Consider the following 17,860-nt stretch of genomic DNA (forward strand, 5'->3'; position numbering starts at 1 on the left):
TGAGGTGGACCCCATCAGTTGGACAGCCTGAAGGTGCAGTTAAGCTCTGATCCGGCTGTATTCCCGGCTCAAGCTGCCAGGGTCATGGGTTGTTGGTAGTACACCTCATCCGGTGTTTGGTAATCAAGGGTTTGGTGGTACCGGGTCTGATTGTAATGCCGGAAGTACCGGTGGAGCGCCTGCTTCAAGTGTCGGCCATCCTCGAAGGCAGTGAGGTAGACGCACTCGTGTTTGACGCTGCGCCAGAGCCGTTCCACAAAGATGTTGTCATGGTAGCAGCCTTTGCCGTCCATGCTGATCCGGATGCCATGCTCTTTGAGAACGCTTGTGAAGGCCTCGCTGGTGAACTGGACGCCCTGATCGGTGTTGAAGACCTCCGGTGTTCCGTGGCGCTGTAGAGCCTCCTCCAGTGCATCGACGCAGAAGTCTGTGTCCATGGTGTTGGAGACTCGCCAGGACAACACCTTGCGGCTGTACCAGTCGATGATGGCAACCAGATACATGAAGCCCCGGGCCAGCGGGATATATGAAATATCTGTTGCCCACACCTGGTTGGGGCGGTCGATTTTCAGCCCTGTGAGCAGATACGGGTACACCTTGTGCCCATCGCCCGGAATGCTGGTTCTGGGGCGCGGATACACCGCCTGAATGCCCATGGTGCGCATCAGCCGCTGCACCCGCTTCCGGTTGACCCGATAGCCCTGGTGCTGCAAGTGGACCCGCATCTTGCGAGAGCCATAGTACGGCGTTTCCAGGTGCTGTTGATCAATCAGGTACATCAGATCCAGATCCTCCTGACACTGCTCACGAGGGACGTAGTACACCGATGAGCGGCTCAGCTTGAGCAGCTCACACTGGCGCGAAAGACTGACTTGGGGATGACCACGCTCGATCATCGCCAACCGCTGTTGACGGCTTACTGATCGAGCTTGCGCGACAAAAAATCGCGTTCCACCGTCAGTCGGCCAATCTCTCGGTAAAGTTCGTCTGTGCTGGGCTCATCGGATTGCTTGCCGGCTTTCTTCTTGCCTTCGAAGAGGCCCGGGGCATTCTCCAGCAGTTCGCGCTTCCAGGTGCTGACCATGGTGGGGTGGATCTGGAAACGGGCAGCAATTTCGGATGTGGTCTGGTCGCCCTTGAGGGCAGCCAGGGCGACTTTGGACTTGAATGATGCGCTGTATTGCTTGCGTTTCTTGCTCATGATTCTCCTCCTTATGGAGATGATGAATCAGAGCTTAGGCACCTGTCCAAAATTTGGGGTCCACTTCAAAGCTCGACTGCGCGGACTTTTATAGTGCTACAAAAACAAAAGAGGAATCGAGCGAATATGCAAAAAATAGTTATCATTGGCGCTGGAATAGCCAGCCTGACCGCCGCAGAGGCTCTCCGCCAGAATGGATTCGACGGAACGATTACCATTTTGGGCGAGGAAAACACGCTGCCTTACCAGCGTCCCCCGTTGTCCAAAGCCTATTTGACCTCAGATGAGTTGCCCTCGCCAACTCCGATCCGTTCTCCTAATTTCTTTCGGGACAACAAAGTTGAATTTGAACAAGGCGGTAAAGTAATAGCGCTTGAACGATCGGCAAAGCAAGTAGTGATTCAAGGCGGCAGGAAAATTAAATACGACACGCTGATTTTGGCAACAGGAGCGAGGCCACGTCCTATTGATTTACCTGGTGAGAGCGCAAAAAATGTTTTCTATCTCAGGAATCTTGACCACTCCGCCGCATTACGTAATGCCCTGTTAGCCCCGGAATGCGAGAAGGTGGCCATTCTCGGCGCGGGTGTTATCGGGCTTGAAGTCGCCTCCGCTGCCAATCTACAGGGAAAACAAGTCTCTGTGTTTGAGGCCAACAGCCGAGCGATGTGTCGAGTAGCGTCACCATTAACAAGTAATTTTGTCAGAAACCGCATGGCCTCCGCCGGCGTAATGTTCTACTTCAATGCTAGCGTCAACCAGATTCTCACTGAGGGAGACCGAGTTTCCGGTATCCGTTTGTCCGACGGCACTACGAAACCCGCAGACGTCGTTGTTATCGGTATAGGAGCCATCCCCAATGCTGAACTTGCGCAAGACGCAAACCTGGATTGCGACGGTGGTATTATAGTAGACAGCGGCATGCGTAGCTCTGACCCTGACATATTTGCGATCGGAGATTGCGCTAAAGCCGTCAACGTTTCCACCAATACACCCATCCGAATAGAAACTATTCACAATGCCATGCTTCAAGCACAAATTGCGGCGGCTCATATTTGTGGTAAACCGTCTCCGCCTGCCTCTCCTCCTCGTTTTTGGTCAGATCTCAACGGCATGAAAGTCCAGTGTATTGGAATCGCCACTGGATACGACCGAATTCAGCGGCGTCCCACAGAGAGTGACAATGCCTGTGAATTCTGGCTCTTTTCCGGAGACCGGATGATCGCAGCTGAAACGGTCAATCTTCCCACCCGGCAAGCCAAGCTATCTAAAGCTCTCTCCGGGTAAGTGTAAGCGAGATGGGATGCAACTCATTCTCATCTCTGAGATTTCTATGTGTCGAGCCTCGTGACTGAGCATATCCAGCTGCAGGGGGATTCTGGCCCTCCCACAAGCTCTGCTGTAGAGCAGGAGATACAGAATCGCCCAGCCCAGCTGTGATGGCCACAGTGACCAGTCATTCACCCGGGGCTTACCTAACGACCAGGAAAGTGGAGCAATTGCCAAAGCGATTATTCAGATGGGACATAGCCTAGGACTCGATGTACTGGCCGAGGGAATTGAGACCAAAGAGCAAGAAAACCATCTCCGAATCCTTGGCTGTGATGCGGGACAAGGCTATCTATATGCTAAGCCGCTCTCAGTCAAAAGGTGCGAGGAGTACCTACAAGTTACTGACTGGGTTTAATTGGCCCGATGGTGGTCATCGAATCAATTTGGGATCACCGAACGCTTAGTGTGCGCCGGCGTTATCGCACCATCTGAACGTTCGCTTTGCGACCTCAGCTTGCTCTTTTAGCCGAGTAGCCCGTCCGGTAGACCGTTGTTGAAGAGGAGCCTTTCGCCACAGCTCGGTCCTCGTTTTGGTTAGTCAGCTCTGGGTGACACAGAATTATCGTTGGCTTTTGTGCGAACAGTCGGCTTCAAGACACAACGGGATCTACGTCTTTATCCGTTTCATGATTCCATCAAATTTGAAACCTATATCACCTCTGTGAACCAGGGCACTGACAGTGCCTTCCCTCCCATTTCACAGAGGTAATTCCCAATGTCTGAACAATGTCCCAACTGTCTGTCGCGACGGATTGGCAAGAACAATTATGGCAAGAAGGCCGCTGGTGTGGTTGGTGCGTCTGCCGGGACCTACGGCGGCTATGCGGCTGCCACGGCCGGTGCCCAAGCGGGTGCTGCCCTGGGAATCGTTGCCGGTCCCGTAGGTGCAACCGTCGGTGGTATCGGCGGTGCCGTCATTGGTGCGCTGCTGGGTGGTGCCACTGGCGCTTCCGCTGGTGTGATTCTGGGCGATGTCCTGGATGACCGTGTGCTGGATAACCTTCGCTGCCTTGATTGTGGCTATTCCTTCAGTACCGATCCCGACGCCCGCGACGATATCCGCTGATTCCCCTCGCAAATTCCAAGGAGAACAACCATGGCTCATCTCATAGAGCAAATGGCCTACGTTGGCCAAACCCCCTGGCATGGCTTGGGGAACGAACTGACTTCCAATCAACCCCTGGAGGTCTGGGCAAAACAAGCTGGCCTGGACTGGCAGATTCAGGAAAGCCCTGTCCGCTATGTCACCAATTCCAGTGGCAGCCTGGGTGAAATCCTGTCCTACCCGGACTCCAAAGTGCTTTACCGTTCGGATACCAAGGCGCCGCTGTCAGTCGTCGGTAATCGCTTCAAGGTGGTTCAGCCCGAGGAAATCCTTGAGTTCTATCGGGATCTGACTGAGGTTTCCGGTTTTGAGCTGGAAACAGCGGGTGTCCTGAAAGGTGGCCGAAAGATGTGGGCTCTGGCTCGCACCGGCCAATCGGGCATGCTCAAGGGCAACGATCAAACCAATGCCTACGTGCTGCTGGCCACCGCCTGTGACGGCACCATGGCCACGACAGCTCAGTTCACGAGTATTCGTGTTGTATGTAACAACACTCTGGCCGTCGCTCTGAAGGGCTCCACCGCCACCGCCGTCAAGGTGAAGCACAACACGGCCTTTGATGCGGATCTGGTGAAGAAGCAGCTTGGTATTTCGGTGAGTGCGTGGGATGACTTCATGTACCGTCTGAAGACTCTGAGCGAACGGAAGGTGAAGACCACAGAGGCCAGGAACTACTTCCTCAAGGTGTTCACTGACGATTCCGGTGCTGGCGTCGGCAAAACCAACGAGCGCTCCATGGCGAAGGCTCTGAGTTTGTATGAAGGCGAGGGCATGGGTGCCAACCTGGCATCTTCAGAAGGCACGGCCTACGGACTGCTGAATGCGATAACGGAATTCATCGATCACCAGCGTCGGGCCAAAACCGTCGACCACCGGCTTGATTCCGCCTGGTTCGGAACCGGTGCCGCCGTCAAGAACCGTGCATTGGAGCAGGCCATGTCACTTGTGGCATGAGCCAATCCTACAAATCGCAAAACCGCCATAAAGCCCATCGGAGCCTGATGCTCCGGTGGGCTTTTTTATGTCTGGAGGAAAACACCATGGGCATGAGTGCAAACACGATTCAAAAACAGCGACCAGCATTGCGCCTGGTCTCCACCAAGGGCCTCAGCAGGGATGAATGGCTGAGGGTGCGTAAGCAGGGCATTGGCAGTAGCGATGCCGCAGCCGCTGTCGGCATGAACCCTTATCAGTCCCAACTGGAACTCTGGATGGTCAAAACCGGCAGGGATGCTGGCCTACCAAAACCGGACTCTGACGACCCCACCTCACCGGTCTACTGGGGCCATATTTTGGAGCCGATTGTGGCTGAGCAGTACAGCCGGCAAACGGGCCGGAAGGTACGTCGGGTGAATGCGGTACTGCAGCACCCTGATCCAGAAAAGCACTGGATGTTGGCCAACCTGGATTACTCCGTGGTGGCCGATGACGATGTCCAGATCCTCGAGTGCAAAACAGCCGGGGAATTCGGGTCACGACTCTGGAAAGAGGGCGTGCCGGACTACATTCAGTGCCAGGTGCAGCACCAGTTGGCTGTCACCGGCAAACAGGCGGCGGACGTGTGCGTTCTTCTGTGTGGCCAAGAGTTGAAGATCTACCGCGTTGAACGGAACGAAGAACTCATCGAGGCACTGTACGTGCTGGAACGCCAATTCTGGGATCTCGTGGAAACAGACACTCCGCCACCGGTCGATGGAACTGACTCTGCAGAACGTGCCCTCCGCCATCTGTACCCAGTAGACAGAGGCGAGACCCTGGACTTCAGCCAAAGCAAGGATCTGTCGGATGCGTTCGACGAGCTGCTGGCCATCCGTTCGGAAATGGAAAGCCTCAAATCCACTGAATCCCACCTGAGACAGCGCATCGAGAGCCAGATGGGCGAAGCCTCAAAGGCAACCTTCCCAAGCGGCAGCGTCAGCTGGAAGAGGAGCAAGGATTCCGTTGGGCTTAACGTGAAACAGCTGTTGAAGGATCAGCCAGAACTGCTGGAGCAATACCCACTGACGAAGCCAGGAAGCCGTCGATTCCTCATCCAAGCATAAACCCCCTTTGGCCACGCGGGCGTGACGAGTGCCCCGTGGTCCTTTTTCAGGAGAGTCATCATGATTAAAGGTTTAGCCATCACGCCTCCCGTGTTGGGGCGTATCAGCATTGGTCGGGTCGCTGAAAAGAACGGTATCCGGCTCCCGCAGAAAGATGATCAATTCACCATCACCTCTCAGATCCAGGAAAAGGACGGTTGGGTGCTTCACCCGATGGATCAGAAGCTGAGAAAGGAGGCCTCAAACGGGAAGCTGCGAACCATCCCGGTGCGCATGCTTTTCAACGACGCGGATCTTAATCTAAGGGCTGAGTACACCATGTTCGACCGCAAGAGCGGGCGACCCATGTGCGTTGGTAATGGCGACACCTGTAAGCGCCTGACGCAATCAGGAGTGCAGTCTTTGCCATGCCCTGGACCAACGTTGTGCGAGTTCGGTAAAGGAGGCTTGTGCAAGCCGTATGGCCGCCTGAACGTGAAGGTCGGTGACGACGATGATCTTGGCACTTTCATCTTCCGCACGACTGGCTATAACAGCATCCGGACACTTGCAGCCAGGCTGAGCTACTACCAGGCAGTCTCTGGTGGTCTGTTGGCGTACATGCCGTTGGAATTGAAGCTGAGAGGAAAAAGCACGATGCAGAGTCATCGGACGCCGATCTACTATGTGGATCTGGTAGTCAAGGAGGGTTTGTCACTGCAGGAGGCGGTGGTTGAAGCAAGGGAGAAGGACAAACAGGTCAGGGATGAAGGCGTTGATCAGGCTGCATTGGATGCGGCGGCTGCGAAGGGATTCAGTAATGCACTATTTGAGTATGACGAAGATGAAATGGAGCAAGTAGTGGAGGAGTTTTTTCCGGCGACCAATCCGGAACCCAGTCAACTGCGCTCTTCCTCTGTCTCGAAATTAAGAGAGAATTTGGATTCAGCCAGCCAGGCTTCAATTTGAACGTAGGGCGGGTGACCATCGCTTGGTTGCTCGCCCACGGTTCAATCGCCACTCCTAAATTTTTTTGCATTGGTAGAAAAAGTCCCGCTAGGCTAGCCTTTTGATGACGTTTTGTCTGCTCTCAACGAGACGAGGTATGAGATGAGAACTTGTATGATTCAGGGGGATATGACCTCAGATAAATCTAGCGAGGCGTATCCAGTAGAAACCTTTTGTGACGACTGTTACGAAGCAATGGCTCCCGGAACAGAAGATTCGCCAGTGGTTCAAGATCAAGGTTATGACCCATCGTGGGGCCAGGTTTGTGCCGATTGCGGAAAAACCGAAGAAGAGGAGCTAGAAGAGCAGAACCTTTAGTAGGCTGCTTCGCAAAGTGAATGCATCTAGCTGATTGGTGCGGGCTTCTAGAAACTAGAAGCCCGTCATATGTCACTTGCCTTTTGGAGAATCGAACTGCTGGTAGTAGTTACTTCCCCGAGATCTTAATAGTAAATGTCATTTAACCGCCGATAACCGAGTAAGCTCATCGTTGATAAGGCGTCATCCATAAAATCGCGTTGACTGTCGATTTCCAAAAAATGCAGACATTTGGAGATTATCTGCCCCCAATACCTCGAGTCGGGCGCCTTTGCCCCGTCGGCCTCAGTTATTTCCTTAGCTCGGCGATGAAGCTGGCCCACACCTACTTTGCCCTCAATCAGATAGGTGAAGATAACTCGAAACCTGATTTCCAGGTCCTCGGAGCCTCTGAACAGTGTTTTCCGATCGTTTTCGATATGTTTCCAGAGAGCCTCGCTATTCAGTCTCTTCGAGGTGGCTTCATCAAACAGGCTGGGGTTCTCATATCTTTGCACAAGCAACCAGAGAATAGGGGCGGCCAGGATTGGCGGGAACTTAGGATTGGCGGCATGTATGGCTCCAGCCTCGAGCATTAACCGTTCAATGTCTCGAAGTGAGAGCCGGTAGGTTCGGGCAAGATTGACAATGAAGTCATTAGGGAAGCTGCTTTCGCTTCTGGACGAGCGGCCCAGTCCGTCGAAGCCCTCTTTGATGCCTAGTTTGTTGAGAAGGTTTGCGCAGAAACTTTCTAAATCTGGTTCAGGAAGGCGCAGTTGAAGATGGAAGAACTTTCGAAGGTATCGATGCCCGTCGTAGCCCTGACCATAATGTCCTTTGATCGCTTCGCCGAGTTGCTCTCCATCGATGCCAATCACAAAAACGACACCAGGAACATTAAAGAAATGCTTGATTGATTCCAAAAGTTCAACGGCGTAGCTGGGTCGGCATCGGTCCAGTTCGTCCACGATAATAACCAACGGGAATTCGTTGCCAACCTCTTGAAGGTCTTCCGCGTATTTTTGAAGGCAGTCTCGAAAACCTTCTGCAGACTTTTTGGCGCTCTCGTGGGCCTGTAGTTTCTTCTCGACCAGCTCCTTCGACAGCTCGCCGACACCTTCTAGATCAATCAGACCGCTAGTAGCTATTTTCACTGCGAAGGGAGTGACAGTTCGCACGAGCTCCAAACCTTTATTTCGCACTTTATCGAAGCTGGGGCTTTTTGCTTGGTGAGCTTGTAACTGGCTGCCCAGTTCCTGAATCAGCGCGACTAACGCATCGTGGGTGTAGTCCACCTCCCAGGCACTGAATTTGACTACTTTCGCCTTATCTTTCTTCAGAGACGCTGCCCACATGTCGAGGAACGTTGTTTTCCCGGTCCCCCACGGCGAGGTCAATGAAATGACCGCCGGGCCCTCCACCCCTTTAACGAGATGGGTCAATTTCTGCCCTGTATCGCTGAGGGGAAAAGCACTGGCAGACCAAGGAGATTCCTGATCAATTTTTAGTTCCGGTGGTTCAAATCTCATGAGGTGGGCTGGGTCCAAGTTGAGGGATGAGCTTTAGGCTAGATGGTGCCCTTAAGTGGGTTATCGTTCAATAAGGCTACTGGCAGGATCTCTGGCTCCCTCGGTAGATGAGATAAACACCTGATGTTTATATCCCTTTCTGCTACTTTTACCAGCTGACAACACCAGAGAGCGTGGTCGAAGCCTGAGCCCATCAGCTCGGCCACTTGCCAGCCCTGTCGCAACGACGGGGAGGACGGAACCAAGTATTCGCAGCGAGTATTCCATGAGCACCAATATCGAGCAGATCAAATCCCTGTTGCTTTCCTTGTTACCCAAGGATGGCTCAACCGTCGGCAACATGAGCCTCAAAGACCAGATTCGCGACGACCATCAACTCGCCATCAGCGACGAGGATTTTGACGCGGCTCGAAACCAGCTCCTCGATGAGGGGGCTATTGGGAAAGGGCGTGGACGCGGTGGTGCAACCTTCCTAAACCAGCCTGTCGCAGGCGAGCAGGCGATACCTGATGGTTTTGAGTTGCAAGCTCAGCAAGCGCCTTCACAGGAAGATCTCGTCTATTCCAGTCAGAAGCCAGCCTCTCCGAAATCGCCTCGCCAGCCGGCAAAGAAAAAGGGAGAGCACAGTCAGGTTTTGTCGTACCGATATGACGAGAAGCGGAAGAACAACCCGCATGTGGGCATGGTGGATACCCATTCTGACGGTGAGGAGCAAAAAGCGACCTGGCAGTATGACCCGCACCTCTCTCCGGAGCTGCAATTCGATTCAAGCAGGTCGCAAGTCGAAGATCTGATTGAAGACGCGCTACACGCCCGAGAGGTCGAAGCAAAACAGGCGAAAGATGATCTGTTGACGTGGCTGGACCATGCGCTGGCGGCTGATAACGAAGCTGCTATTCGTGAGGTAGTAGCGAATCTTCGCAAAAGGGTGGCTGATAAGGAATTCCTGGAACGGGAGCGAGAGGATCTTTCTGAGCTTAAGCGTATGCAGGCTCCCTATCTGAATTGGACTGGTAAAGCGGAGCGCACCAGTTTCGAAGTGGATACCGTCTCGCTTCATGTTCATGAGCGAATTGATCCGGCCACAATTTTGGCCGCAGTTCAGAAGCGAATTAAAGATGCAAAGGGAAAGTCTTCTCCCGCTTTGCAGCCTGACCTGTTTCATGCACCGTTTGAGAACCTGCCGCTCCGGGATGCCATCGACTTCTATAAGCATGAGTAACCGCATGATTGCTGGGGATTCGTTGTTGGTCATGAACTCTCTGCTGCAAAAGGAAGGTATGGCGGGGCAGGTTCAAATGGTTTACGTCGATCCTCCATATGGGATCAAATACGGCTCAAATTTTCAGCCATTTGTTCATAAAAAAGATGTAAAAGATCGTAAGGACGAAGATCTTACTCAAGAGCCAGAAATGATTAAGGCCTTCAGAGATACTTGGGAGTTGGGGGTTCATTCTTATCTCAACTATCTTCGCGACAGGCTATTACCGGCTAGAGATCTTCTGGCAGAGTCGGGAAGCATATTTGTGCAGATATCCGATGAGAACTTACACCATGTTCGGGAGCTAATGGATGAGATTTTTGGGGAATCCAACTTTGTTGCGCAAATAGCGTACGTTACAACAAGTTCCCAAGGGAGTGGCTTGATACCAGTTGTTAACGATTATGTTGTGTGGTACGCGAAAAATATAAACCACACTAAATATCGGCCATTATACGAAGTAAAAGAGTTTGGTATTACGGGTAGCTCGGGTTACTCATATGTAGAACTGGATAATGGCAGAATTTCGCGAGTCGCTCAGTGCTCTGAAAGTGAGTTGAAGCAAGGAAAGGCTTTTGCGGCAAGTGATCTAACATCTTCTCATTATAGCTTATCCGAACCTATCGATTTTCAAGGAATTACTTTCTCTTCTAATGCAAGGTATTGGTCTACATCGACTTTGGGAATGTATCGACTATCTAAGGCTGGAAGAATCATAGAGTCGGGTAGCAATATAAGGTACAAACGATATTTCGATGACTTTTGTGCATTTCCTAGAACGAATGTTTGGACTGACACTGGTGTGGCTGGTTTTACTAGCTCTAGGAAAATGTATGTTGTTCAAACTAACGAAAAGGTGATCGAAAGATGCGCTTTAATGACAACAGATCCAGGAGATCTGGTGTTTGATCCTACCTGCGGGTCTGGTACTACAGCGTATGTTGCGGAAAAATTGGGAAGGCGTTGGTTAACCTGCGATACGTCGCGTGTTTCGATCACGTTGGCAAAGCAAAGGCTAATGACTTCTAGTTTCGATTATTACGAGTTGAAGTACCCGGAAGAAGGCTTACGAGGCGGCTTTATTTATAAGTCTGTCCCTAGGATCACCTTAAAGTCGATTGCGAATAATCCGGAAGTGGATGATATTTATGAAGAATATCATGCAAAGATTCTTGCTGCTTTAGATGGTCTCAACTCTAAACTTCATGATTCCGATCAAAGCCTGCCTTGGTTTGAGGTAAAAACAGGAGGAAGAAAGGGAGTAAAGCTCGATTTTTCAAAGGGTAACGGTACCCAAGATGCCCTCCCCACGGGAGAAAAAGTCGCAAATAACTGTTTGCTAGAGTGGGAGGTTCCACTTGAACTTCCGACGGAATGGATACCCGAGGAATTCCGGGAATTTGATGAGCAAAGTCAGCCTGGGCAAAGCCGCGAGCTTTCAGGGATTGAGCATTGGTTCCAAGAGTTTCATTCAACTCGTATGGCGATGAAGCGTCGTATCGATGAAAGCATTGCAAATCATGCGGGTAGAGAGCTCCTTTACGACCAACCAGAAGTTAGTCGCAACAAACTACGCATCACGGGGCCGTTCACAGTGGAAGCTGTGCCGTTTGCGACAGTCCTGGGCCTTGATGAAGCTGAGCAGCCGGCGAAAGCCGATGCGGCAGTAGCGCGCTCGGGGGCCACTTCACGGCAGTCCCAATGGCAGGAAGAGCTGTTGAAGACCGGTATCCGGGGTAAAGGTGGACAACAACTCCAATTGTTGGACTTGGAGGTGCTACCAGGTGCTCACTATATTCACGCTGTCGGCTCTCTTGCAGAAAATGGTGATCGGGTGGCAGTGAGCTTTGGACCAGAACATACCGCACTAGAGCAACGTCAAGTAGAGATCGCAATGCGTGAAGCGGGCGATCTCTTTCCTCTCCCGAAGATGCTTGTTTTTTGTGCTTTCAACTTTGATCCTGAAGCGGCCAAGGATATCGATAATATAAAAGGTATTCAGGCGCTCAAAGTGCACATGAATACAGACTTGCTTACGGAAGATCTCAAAAAAGGTCGGGCGAGTAATCAGTCCTTCTGGCTCATGGGTCAGCCAGACATTGAGGTGCATGAAGTCAAGGGCGGTAAACTGCAGGTCGAGGTTCATGGCTTCGACTATTTCGACACCAAAACCGGTGAGCTGAAATCTGGCGGCAAGAAGAATATCGCCATGTGGCAGCTTGATACGGATTACGACAACCGATCACTCTATGCCCGTCAGGTTTTCTTCCCCATGGCTGGCAAGAAGGATGGTTGGTACAAGCTCAAGAAAGATATTCGTTCCGAACTCAATGAAGAACTGTTGGACAAGTTCCACGGAACGAAATCTATACCTTTTGAACCAGGTGACAATCGCTGTATTGCCGTCAAGATTGTCGACGATCGGGGTATCGAGTCACTGAAAGTCATCAGGCTGGATTGAGGAGGGGATCATGGCAGATAAACCGAATTCCCTGGTGATCAATTCACCTTATGACAAGCCCAACCAATACTGGTCTCAGGACGATAATGGTCGGGTTGCTGGGGTAGTTGAGGGTCGCAGGCCTGCCGCCTATGAGCTTTATGACCCCCGCAACAACACCAGACGGGTAGAGGAACTGGAAACGGTCAACCGGATCCGCCAGCGAGTCGATGAGTGGCGTGATGCCGGTTGGCCTGGCGTAACTAGCGTATCCCGGGAGTTGCTCAACCACTGGTATTCCCGAGGTGAGTGGGATCCCGACTCAAAACGTTGGAATGGCGGCCCGAGACCATACCCGTTTTATTATTGTCAGCTCGAAGCGATCGAGTCCTTGATCTGGTGGTTGGAGGCTCCGGAGGAATACCGTCAAGGCATCTTCCTCCAAGGTGATGGCGGGCCGTGGGAGCGTATCTGCAACAAGATGGCCACCGGGTCTGGTAAGACTTCTTTGATGGCTCTGATCATTACCTGGCAAACCCTCAATGCCGTCACCTATCCGAAAGACAAGCGTTACTCCAAAGCCATTTTCGTAGTGGCCCCTGGTCTGACGGTCAAAAGTCGACTTCAGGTCCTTAACCCAGGCAATGAAAGCAACGTCTACGACGAGTTTGTTTTGTGCCCTAACGAAGCCATGCGCCAAAAGCTGAACCAGGTATCGTTGGTGATCGAGAACTGGCATAGCCTGATGCCCCTGAAGGAACAAACTCGTTCTGTAGTGAAAAAGGGTAAGGAAAGTGATGAAGCTTTCACCCGCCGGGTATTGGGCAAGCTGGCTTCCTTCAAAGACATTCTGGTCATCAATGATGAAGCCCATCATGCGTACCGCCAGAAAGCTGAAGTGAAGGTCAGCAAGAAAGAAGCGGAGGAAATGGGGATCGATCTGGAGGAAGCCACTCGATGGATTGAGGGGCTGGACCGTATTCATAAAACCCGCCGTATTCGTCGCTGCTTCGACGTGACGGCGACGCCGTTTTCTCCCACCGGCAAAAAGAATACTGAGAAAGGGCTCTTCGAGTGGATTATCTCGGATTTCGGGTTGAACGATGCGATTGAGGCGGGGTTGGTCAAAACGCCTCGAATCGTGGTCCGGGATGATGCATTGCCTGATGCGAAGACCTACGCCAGCAAGCTCTACCATTTGTATCGCGATGACGCTGTAAAGCAGGACCTGGCTAGGAAGGCTCAGCCGACCGATCCGCTTCCGGATCTGGTCCAGAAAGCCTATGCGATTTTGGCCTATGACTGGAGGGAGACCGCGAAGAGCTGGGAAGAAAACGGTCATACCATTCCGCCAGTGCTGCTAACGGTCTGTAACCGGACGGAAACGGCTTCTCGTATTGAGCATTTTTTTAATAGCGGTGATTGCCTGATTTCTGGCACCCAGAACCCAAAGGCCACCTTGCGTGTGGACTCAAAGGTTTTGGAAAAAGCAGAGCGTGGTGAGAGCATCACGAAGGATAAAGATTACGTTGCTCGGCTTGAGGAAATTATAGAGGCATCCGGTTTGCCCGCAGACAAGAAAGAGGCCCTGCTGGCGGAGAAACAAGAAGACCAACTTCGGGCGTTGGTCGACACCGTAGGGAAGCGTGGCAAGCCTGGCCAGAACCTTGAGAACGTGATTTCGGTGGCCATGCTGTCCGAAGGTTGGGATGCAGCCAACGTAACTCACATCATGGGCCTGCGCGCGTTTAGTAGCCAGCTTCTTTGTGAGCAGGTGATTGGACGAGGCTTGCGTCGTGTCGCTCACGACATGGACGAGAGCGGTAAGTTTATTCCGGAGTACGTAAATGTGTTCGGTGTGCCGCTTTCGATATTCCAGGAAGTCGGTGAGGGTGGCGAAACGCCTCCTCCGCCGAAACCGAGTGTGCGTGTTGAAGTGGAGCCAGGCAGAAACCACTTCGAAATACGCTGGCCCAATATTGACCGCGTTCAGACCGTTCTGAAACCTGAACTGAAGATGGATTGGAGCGAGGTGGAGCCTTTGACCCTGGATCCCGCTCAAACACCGCTCAACGCTGAGATTGCCCCTGCGTTGACTGGTATTCCAAACCTTGCGCAGGTCTCTCAGATCGACCTTGAGAAGGCTGTAGAAGACTTCCGCTTACAACACCTGATCTTCCGGGCTGCACGAAAGCTGTTCCTGAGTAGTAGCGACGGTTTTGAAGGAGACAAGCAGTATCTGGCGGTGCAGCTGATTCGAATTGTTGAGCAATTTCTGGAGTCAGACAAACTCGATATCCCGAGCCTGTGGCATCAAGACCCGGTGCGCCGCAGACTGTTGTTTGCTTTGAATATGGACAACGTGGTTACCCATGTAAACCGCTTCGTGAGCAAGCAGAACGTTGAGCGCCTGGAGGCGTTGTTCGATGAGCAACAGCCTATTGGCGCGACCTCACAAATGCGCCCGTGGCTGACTACCAAACCCTGTCGGCCGACCGAGCGTTCACAGATCAGCCATGTAGTGTATGACAGTACCTGGGAAAAACCGGTGGCAGACATCTGTGAGAAGGATGAGTCGATTCAGGCTTGGGCTAAAAATGATCATCTCGGCTTTAAAGTTCGATATCTCTGGAATGGCTCATCCCGTAACTTTGTGCCCGACTATCTGATTCGACTTAAGAACGGACAGACTCTGGTTCTTGAAGTAAAGGGCCAGGATTCAGAGCAGAACCGGGCCAAGCGTGCAGCGATGGATACATGGATCAAGGCGGTTAACGAGCAAGGTGGGTTTGGTTCCTGGTGCTTTGATACCGTGTTCGATCCTAGCCAGGTTAGGGATGTGATTGGCGCTCATTCCAAGCAGTCTACTTCTGCTTGATATTAATGGATACAAACGGATAGGTAAGGCAGTACGCATGGAATTGTTCAAGCGGGGTAAAAGACGGCTTGTTGGGCGCTACGATATACCGGAAGAGCTCTGGTGTTCAGTATCCTCAATGATTCACCTGCCTCCCATGTTGATTTCTTCATGGACAGGCCTCCTCAAGAAGCATGGACTGCTCGATAAGGCCAGACAACCTGCGCCAAAAAAGTTAATCGGTGGTTTGACTGAGAAGGAATCTAAAGATCATCTGACGTGGCGATTCACCGGTTCGTCAGCGAGGGTATCGATGCTAATGCTCGATCCAAAAGGAAAATTAGATGATATCTCTGACGCTTTTTATCAAACGTTTTCCGGTAATCGCGTTTTTATCGCTGATATTCCCGCAGGTGCAGGGGCGTCCATTCTCACAGTACTGACAACTCTCGCAGAGCTTCGCAAGCAAGAACGTATTCCGAGGAACCCTCTGACAGTGGTGATCCTTGCTGGAGAGATTTCAGAGTTCTCCAGAGGTTACGCGAACTCGATGCTGCAGAGTGTCAAAAAAGATCTGGCAGATCAGGCTATCACCATTGAGCCTCACATAGTGCCTTGGAATGCCTTGGATGCATTCTCGACGACGAACTTGGTTCGAAAAATGACCCTCCACTCTCAAAACGCAGCTGCCCGAATGGTTATTTTGGCCAATTTTTCCGGCTTTCTAAATTCGAGTAGTAATTGGAAGAAAGCCAAACCACAGTTCGAAGAGATTTTCAGGCACAGCACCGACGAAATCTTTAGTACAGCAATTTGGATCGAGCCAGGAAAAAACGATGTCACTAGTGAATCCGGCTTTTTGGGCAAAGTAACTAAGTGGTTCAAGGATAATTTCCAAGTCGTCTTCGGCAATGGCAGGAACGCGAAAGATATTGGTTTTGCTTCCTCGACGAGTCAGTTTAAGCATCCGCTGAAAGACCATGACGTTCGCTCCAATCTAACCGTTGTTCGATTCGATTTGCCGGAAGTAGGTGGTGCGGAATGAGGGCTCAGACTCTGGCACTGCGGGCTATCAACCAGTATCGACGGAGAGATACGCTAGCCTATGTTGGGCTGCGATATTTTCTAAATAACCGGTGTGCCCGCAGAGATCGGTGGGCGAATGAGATAGCGACGCATTTGGTCCGGACCCGGAGCAACGCCCCTTACTTCGGATCCCAGCATTTCAAGGAGGTGGATGATGAGGGGGAAGTTCTTCATAGACGAATAGATATACCCTCTCCCACAGAGATGTACGCCGAAGCTGCTCTGATCAATCGATGTGCTGCGGAACCTCCCTTTCAAGCCCGGTCTTGTGTGTATAGCTATCGCCTTCCTCAAAATGGCTCGGAAGACGGCATATTCGAGCCATACTTTAATGGATTTCGGGAGCGACATCGATCAATTGCAGCGGCGAGCCACGCTGATGACGTCGACTTTCTTTTGTACACAGATATCAAGAAGTTTTACCCATCAATCAAGATAGATAGGGCTCAGGAAGTATGGAAGAAACGCAGTGAGCTGGCGGGCCTTGAGCCGGGTTGGATTGAGCTAGGGGAAAGAATAATCCATGACCATGGTTTGATCTCAGAGCGTGCGGGGACGCAGGGGATTTTGACTGGGCCTGCCTTCAGCCACTTCGTCGCAAACTTGGTAATGGATGAAATCGACCAAAAGATGGAGTCAGAATTTCCGGGTCACTATTGGCGTTACGTGGATGACGTTGTAATAGCAGGTACGAAGGGCAGAACCGCGGATGGAAGGCATCGCCTCTCTGAATTGCTGGGTGAACTTGAACTCGAACTTCATACCGGGGATAAAGACTTTAGGGTTTCAGCCTCGACTTGGTTAGAAGGAGAGAATGATTTCTCAAGTTCAGATAGCGGTCTTTGGATGGAGCTCGTCTCGAATATAAAAAAGCTGCTCCTTTACAAGCCAGGACTGAAAGCTGAGCTTCATCGGGCTTTTTCAGACAATGGAATTCGCCTCCCCCTCTTGGATTACGAAAGCGCCGTTGCCGAGTCATCTTTTGTTGAACGGACATACGACTGGGCTCGTCGATATAGCTGGGCAAGAAGGCGGATTCGGGAAATCTCGGTAGCATCCCTGGTACGCCAAGCATTACTGGCACGGAGTAATTATACCGAAGCTCTCGATAGCCATTTGGAACACGTGCCCGCAAGTGGCTTTGGACGAAAACGGGCGATCCCAAAGCTTCGTTATTTTGCCGGCAGACTGATTTACCTTCTGCCGGACGACCAGCTGCTAGCAATGGCTGGAAAGCTGGACGAGCACCCAGAGTTATTTCTCATCTCTCGGGTCAGCAGAGCAATCGCCACAAGAGATGTGACCGAGGTTTTGAATCTGGGAACGAATGCCGTCAATGCAGCAGCTCAAGTACTCCGGACCGGGAGGTACCAAATAAGTTGCAATGCTGAACGATTAGGCGAGGTGCAAAGTCAAGGCGCGGCGATGCTAGTTATAAATGGACTCAGACTTGATGGGATTGATGGCCATCGGGCTCCAATCAATGATTTTGCAGAGTGGAAACCTGGCTCCGACTTAATGAGTAGTGAGGAGCCATTCGTACAGGAGCTAGCCTGTTTACACGGAGCTTATCCAGATTCACGACACACCGAAATGCTCGATACGGCATTTGATAGGGATGAACAGCTCGCCTTTGACGTCATCACACAGTTGCAGGAGTCGAGCTATTTTTGAGGTGAGTAGCCACTTTTGAAAAGCCTTGCCGCTTTGCCGACTGACACAG

At 51.8% G+C, this 17,860-nt stretch carries 13 protein-coding genes; 11 read left to right on the forward strand and 2 right to left on the reverse strand.

From position 1 onward, the window contains the following. Positions 1-68 precede the first annotated feature (68 nt). A protein-coding gene (locus tag AQ621_RS05840; RefSeq protein WP_413772290.1) for an IS3 family transposase occupies positions 69-1,201 on the reverse strand; the annotation gives its coding sequence in 2 pieces (ribosomal slippage) (positions 69-919 and positions 919-1,201; 1,134 coding nt in all). Positions 1,202-1,327: 126 nt separating this feature from the next. Here AQ621_RS05840 and AQ621_RS05850 point away from each other — a divergent pair. From AQ621_RS05850 to AQ621_RS05870, 6 genes are all read left to right on the forward strand, one after another. Further along, positions 1,328-2,488 carry an NAD(P)/FAD-dependent oxidoreductase gene (locus tag AQ621_RS05850; RefSeq protein WP_041654924.1) on the forward strand — a complete coding sequence of 387 codons (1,161 nt, stop codon included), beginning with the start codon at positions 1,328-1,330 and terminating at the stop codon, positions 2,486-2,488. 133 nt (positions 2,489-2,621) lie between these two features. Further along, a complete protein-coding gene (locus AQ621_RS17250; RefSeq protein ID WP_081496573.1) occupies positions 2,622-2,888 on the forward strand; it encodes an EAL domain-containing protein in 267 nt (88 codons plus the stop codon). 360 nt (positions 2,889-3,248) lie between these two features. Further along, the gene (locus AQ621_RS05855) at positions 3,249-3,599 is read left to right on the forward strand and encodes a hypothetical protein (protein WP_058340660.1); all 351 of its coding nucleotides are present in this window, start codon (positions 3,249-3,251) and stop codon (positions 3,597-3,599) included. A 30-nt stretch (positions 3,600-3,629) separates the two neighbouring features. Further along, on the forward strand, positions 3,630-4,592 hold the full coding sequence (locus AQ621_RS05860) for a DUF932 domain-containing protein (RefSeq protein WP_058340661.1): 963 nt from the start codon (positions 3,630-3,632) through the stop codon (positions 4,590-4,592). An 86-nt stretch (positions 4,593-4,678) separates the two neighbouring features. After that, a complete protein-coding gene (locus tag AQ621_RS05865; protein WP_173637035.1) occupies positions 4,679-5,680 on the forward strand; it encodes a YqaJ viral recombinase family nuclease in 1,002 nt (333 codons plus the stop codon). A 60-nt stretch (positions 5,681-5,740) separates the two neighbouring features. Next, on the forward strand, positions 5,741-6,628 hold the full coding sequence (locus AQ621_RS05870) for a recombination directionality factor (RefSeq protein ID WP_058340662.1): 888 nt from the start codon (positions 5,741-5,743) through the stop codon (positions 6,626-6,628). Positions 6,629-7,110: 482 nt separating this feature from the next. Here the strand turns inward: AQ621_RS05870 and AQ621_RS05875 are convergent, their stop codons facing one another. Further along, entirely contained in the window at positions 7,111-8,493 is a 1,383-nt protein-coding gene (locus AQ621_RS05875) for a KAP family P-loop NTPase fold protein (RefSeq protein WP_064227456.1), read from the reverse strand. 265 nt (positions 8,494-8,758) lie between these two features. Between AQ621_RS05875 and AQ621_RS17705 the strand changes: the two genes are divergently transcribed. The 5 genes from AQ621_RS17705 (at position 8,759) to AQ621_RS05895 (ending at position 17,811) form a co-directional block, all read left to right on the forward strand. Then, positions 8,759-9,715 (forward strand): hypothetical protein, encoded by a 957-nt coding sequence (locus AQ621_RS17705; RefSeq protein WP_201785318.1) that lies wholly within the window; start codon positions 8,759-8,761, stop codon positions 9,713-9,715. Then, a complete protein-coding gene (locus AQ621_RS05880) occupies positions 9,708-12,215 on the forward strand; it encodes a site-specific DNA-methyltransferase (protein ID WP_201785319.1) in 2,508 nt (835 codons plus the stop codon). The genes AQ621_RS17705 and AQ621_RS05880 overlap by 8 nt, the downstream gene beginning before the upstream one ends. Positions 12,216-12,225: 10 nt before the next feature. Continuing rightward, a complete protein-coding gene (locus tag AQ621_RS05885) occupies positions 12,226-15,072 on the forward strand; it encodes a BPTD_3080 family restriction endonuclease (RefSeq protein ID WP_058340664.1) in 2,847 nt (948 codons plus the stop codon). A gap of 37 nt (positions 15,073-15,109) precedes the next feature. Next, positions 15,110-16,096, forward strand: a complete 987-nt coding sequence (locus AQ621_RS05890) for a hypothetical protein (RefSeq protein WP_058340665.1) — start codon at positions 15,110-15,112, stop codon at positions 16,094-16,096. A 311-nt stretch (positions 16,097-16,407) separates the two neighbouring features. After that, positions 16,408-17,811, forward strand: a complete 1,404-nt coding sequence (locus tag AQ621_RS05895) for an RNA-directed DNA polymerase (protein ID WP_138103027.1) — start codon at positions 16,408-16,410, stop codon at positions 17,809-17,811. Positions 17,812-17,860: the final 49 nt, after the last annotated feature.

The organism is Marinobacter sp. P4B1, assembly GCF_001447135.1.
Taxonomy (GTDB): Bacteria; Pseudomonadota; Gammaproteobacteria; order Pseudomonadales; family Oleiphilaceae; genus Marinobacter; species Marinobacter vinifirmus.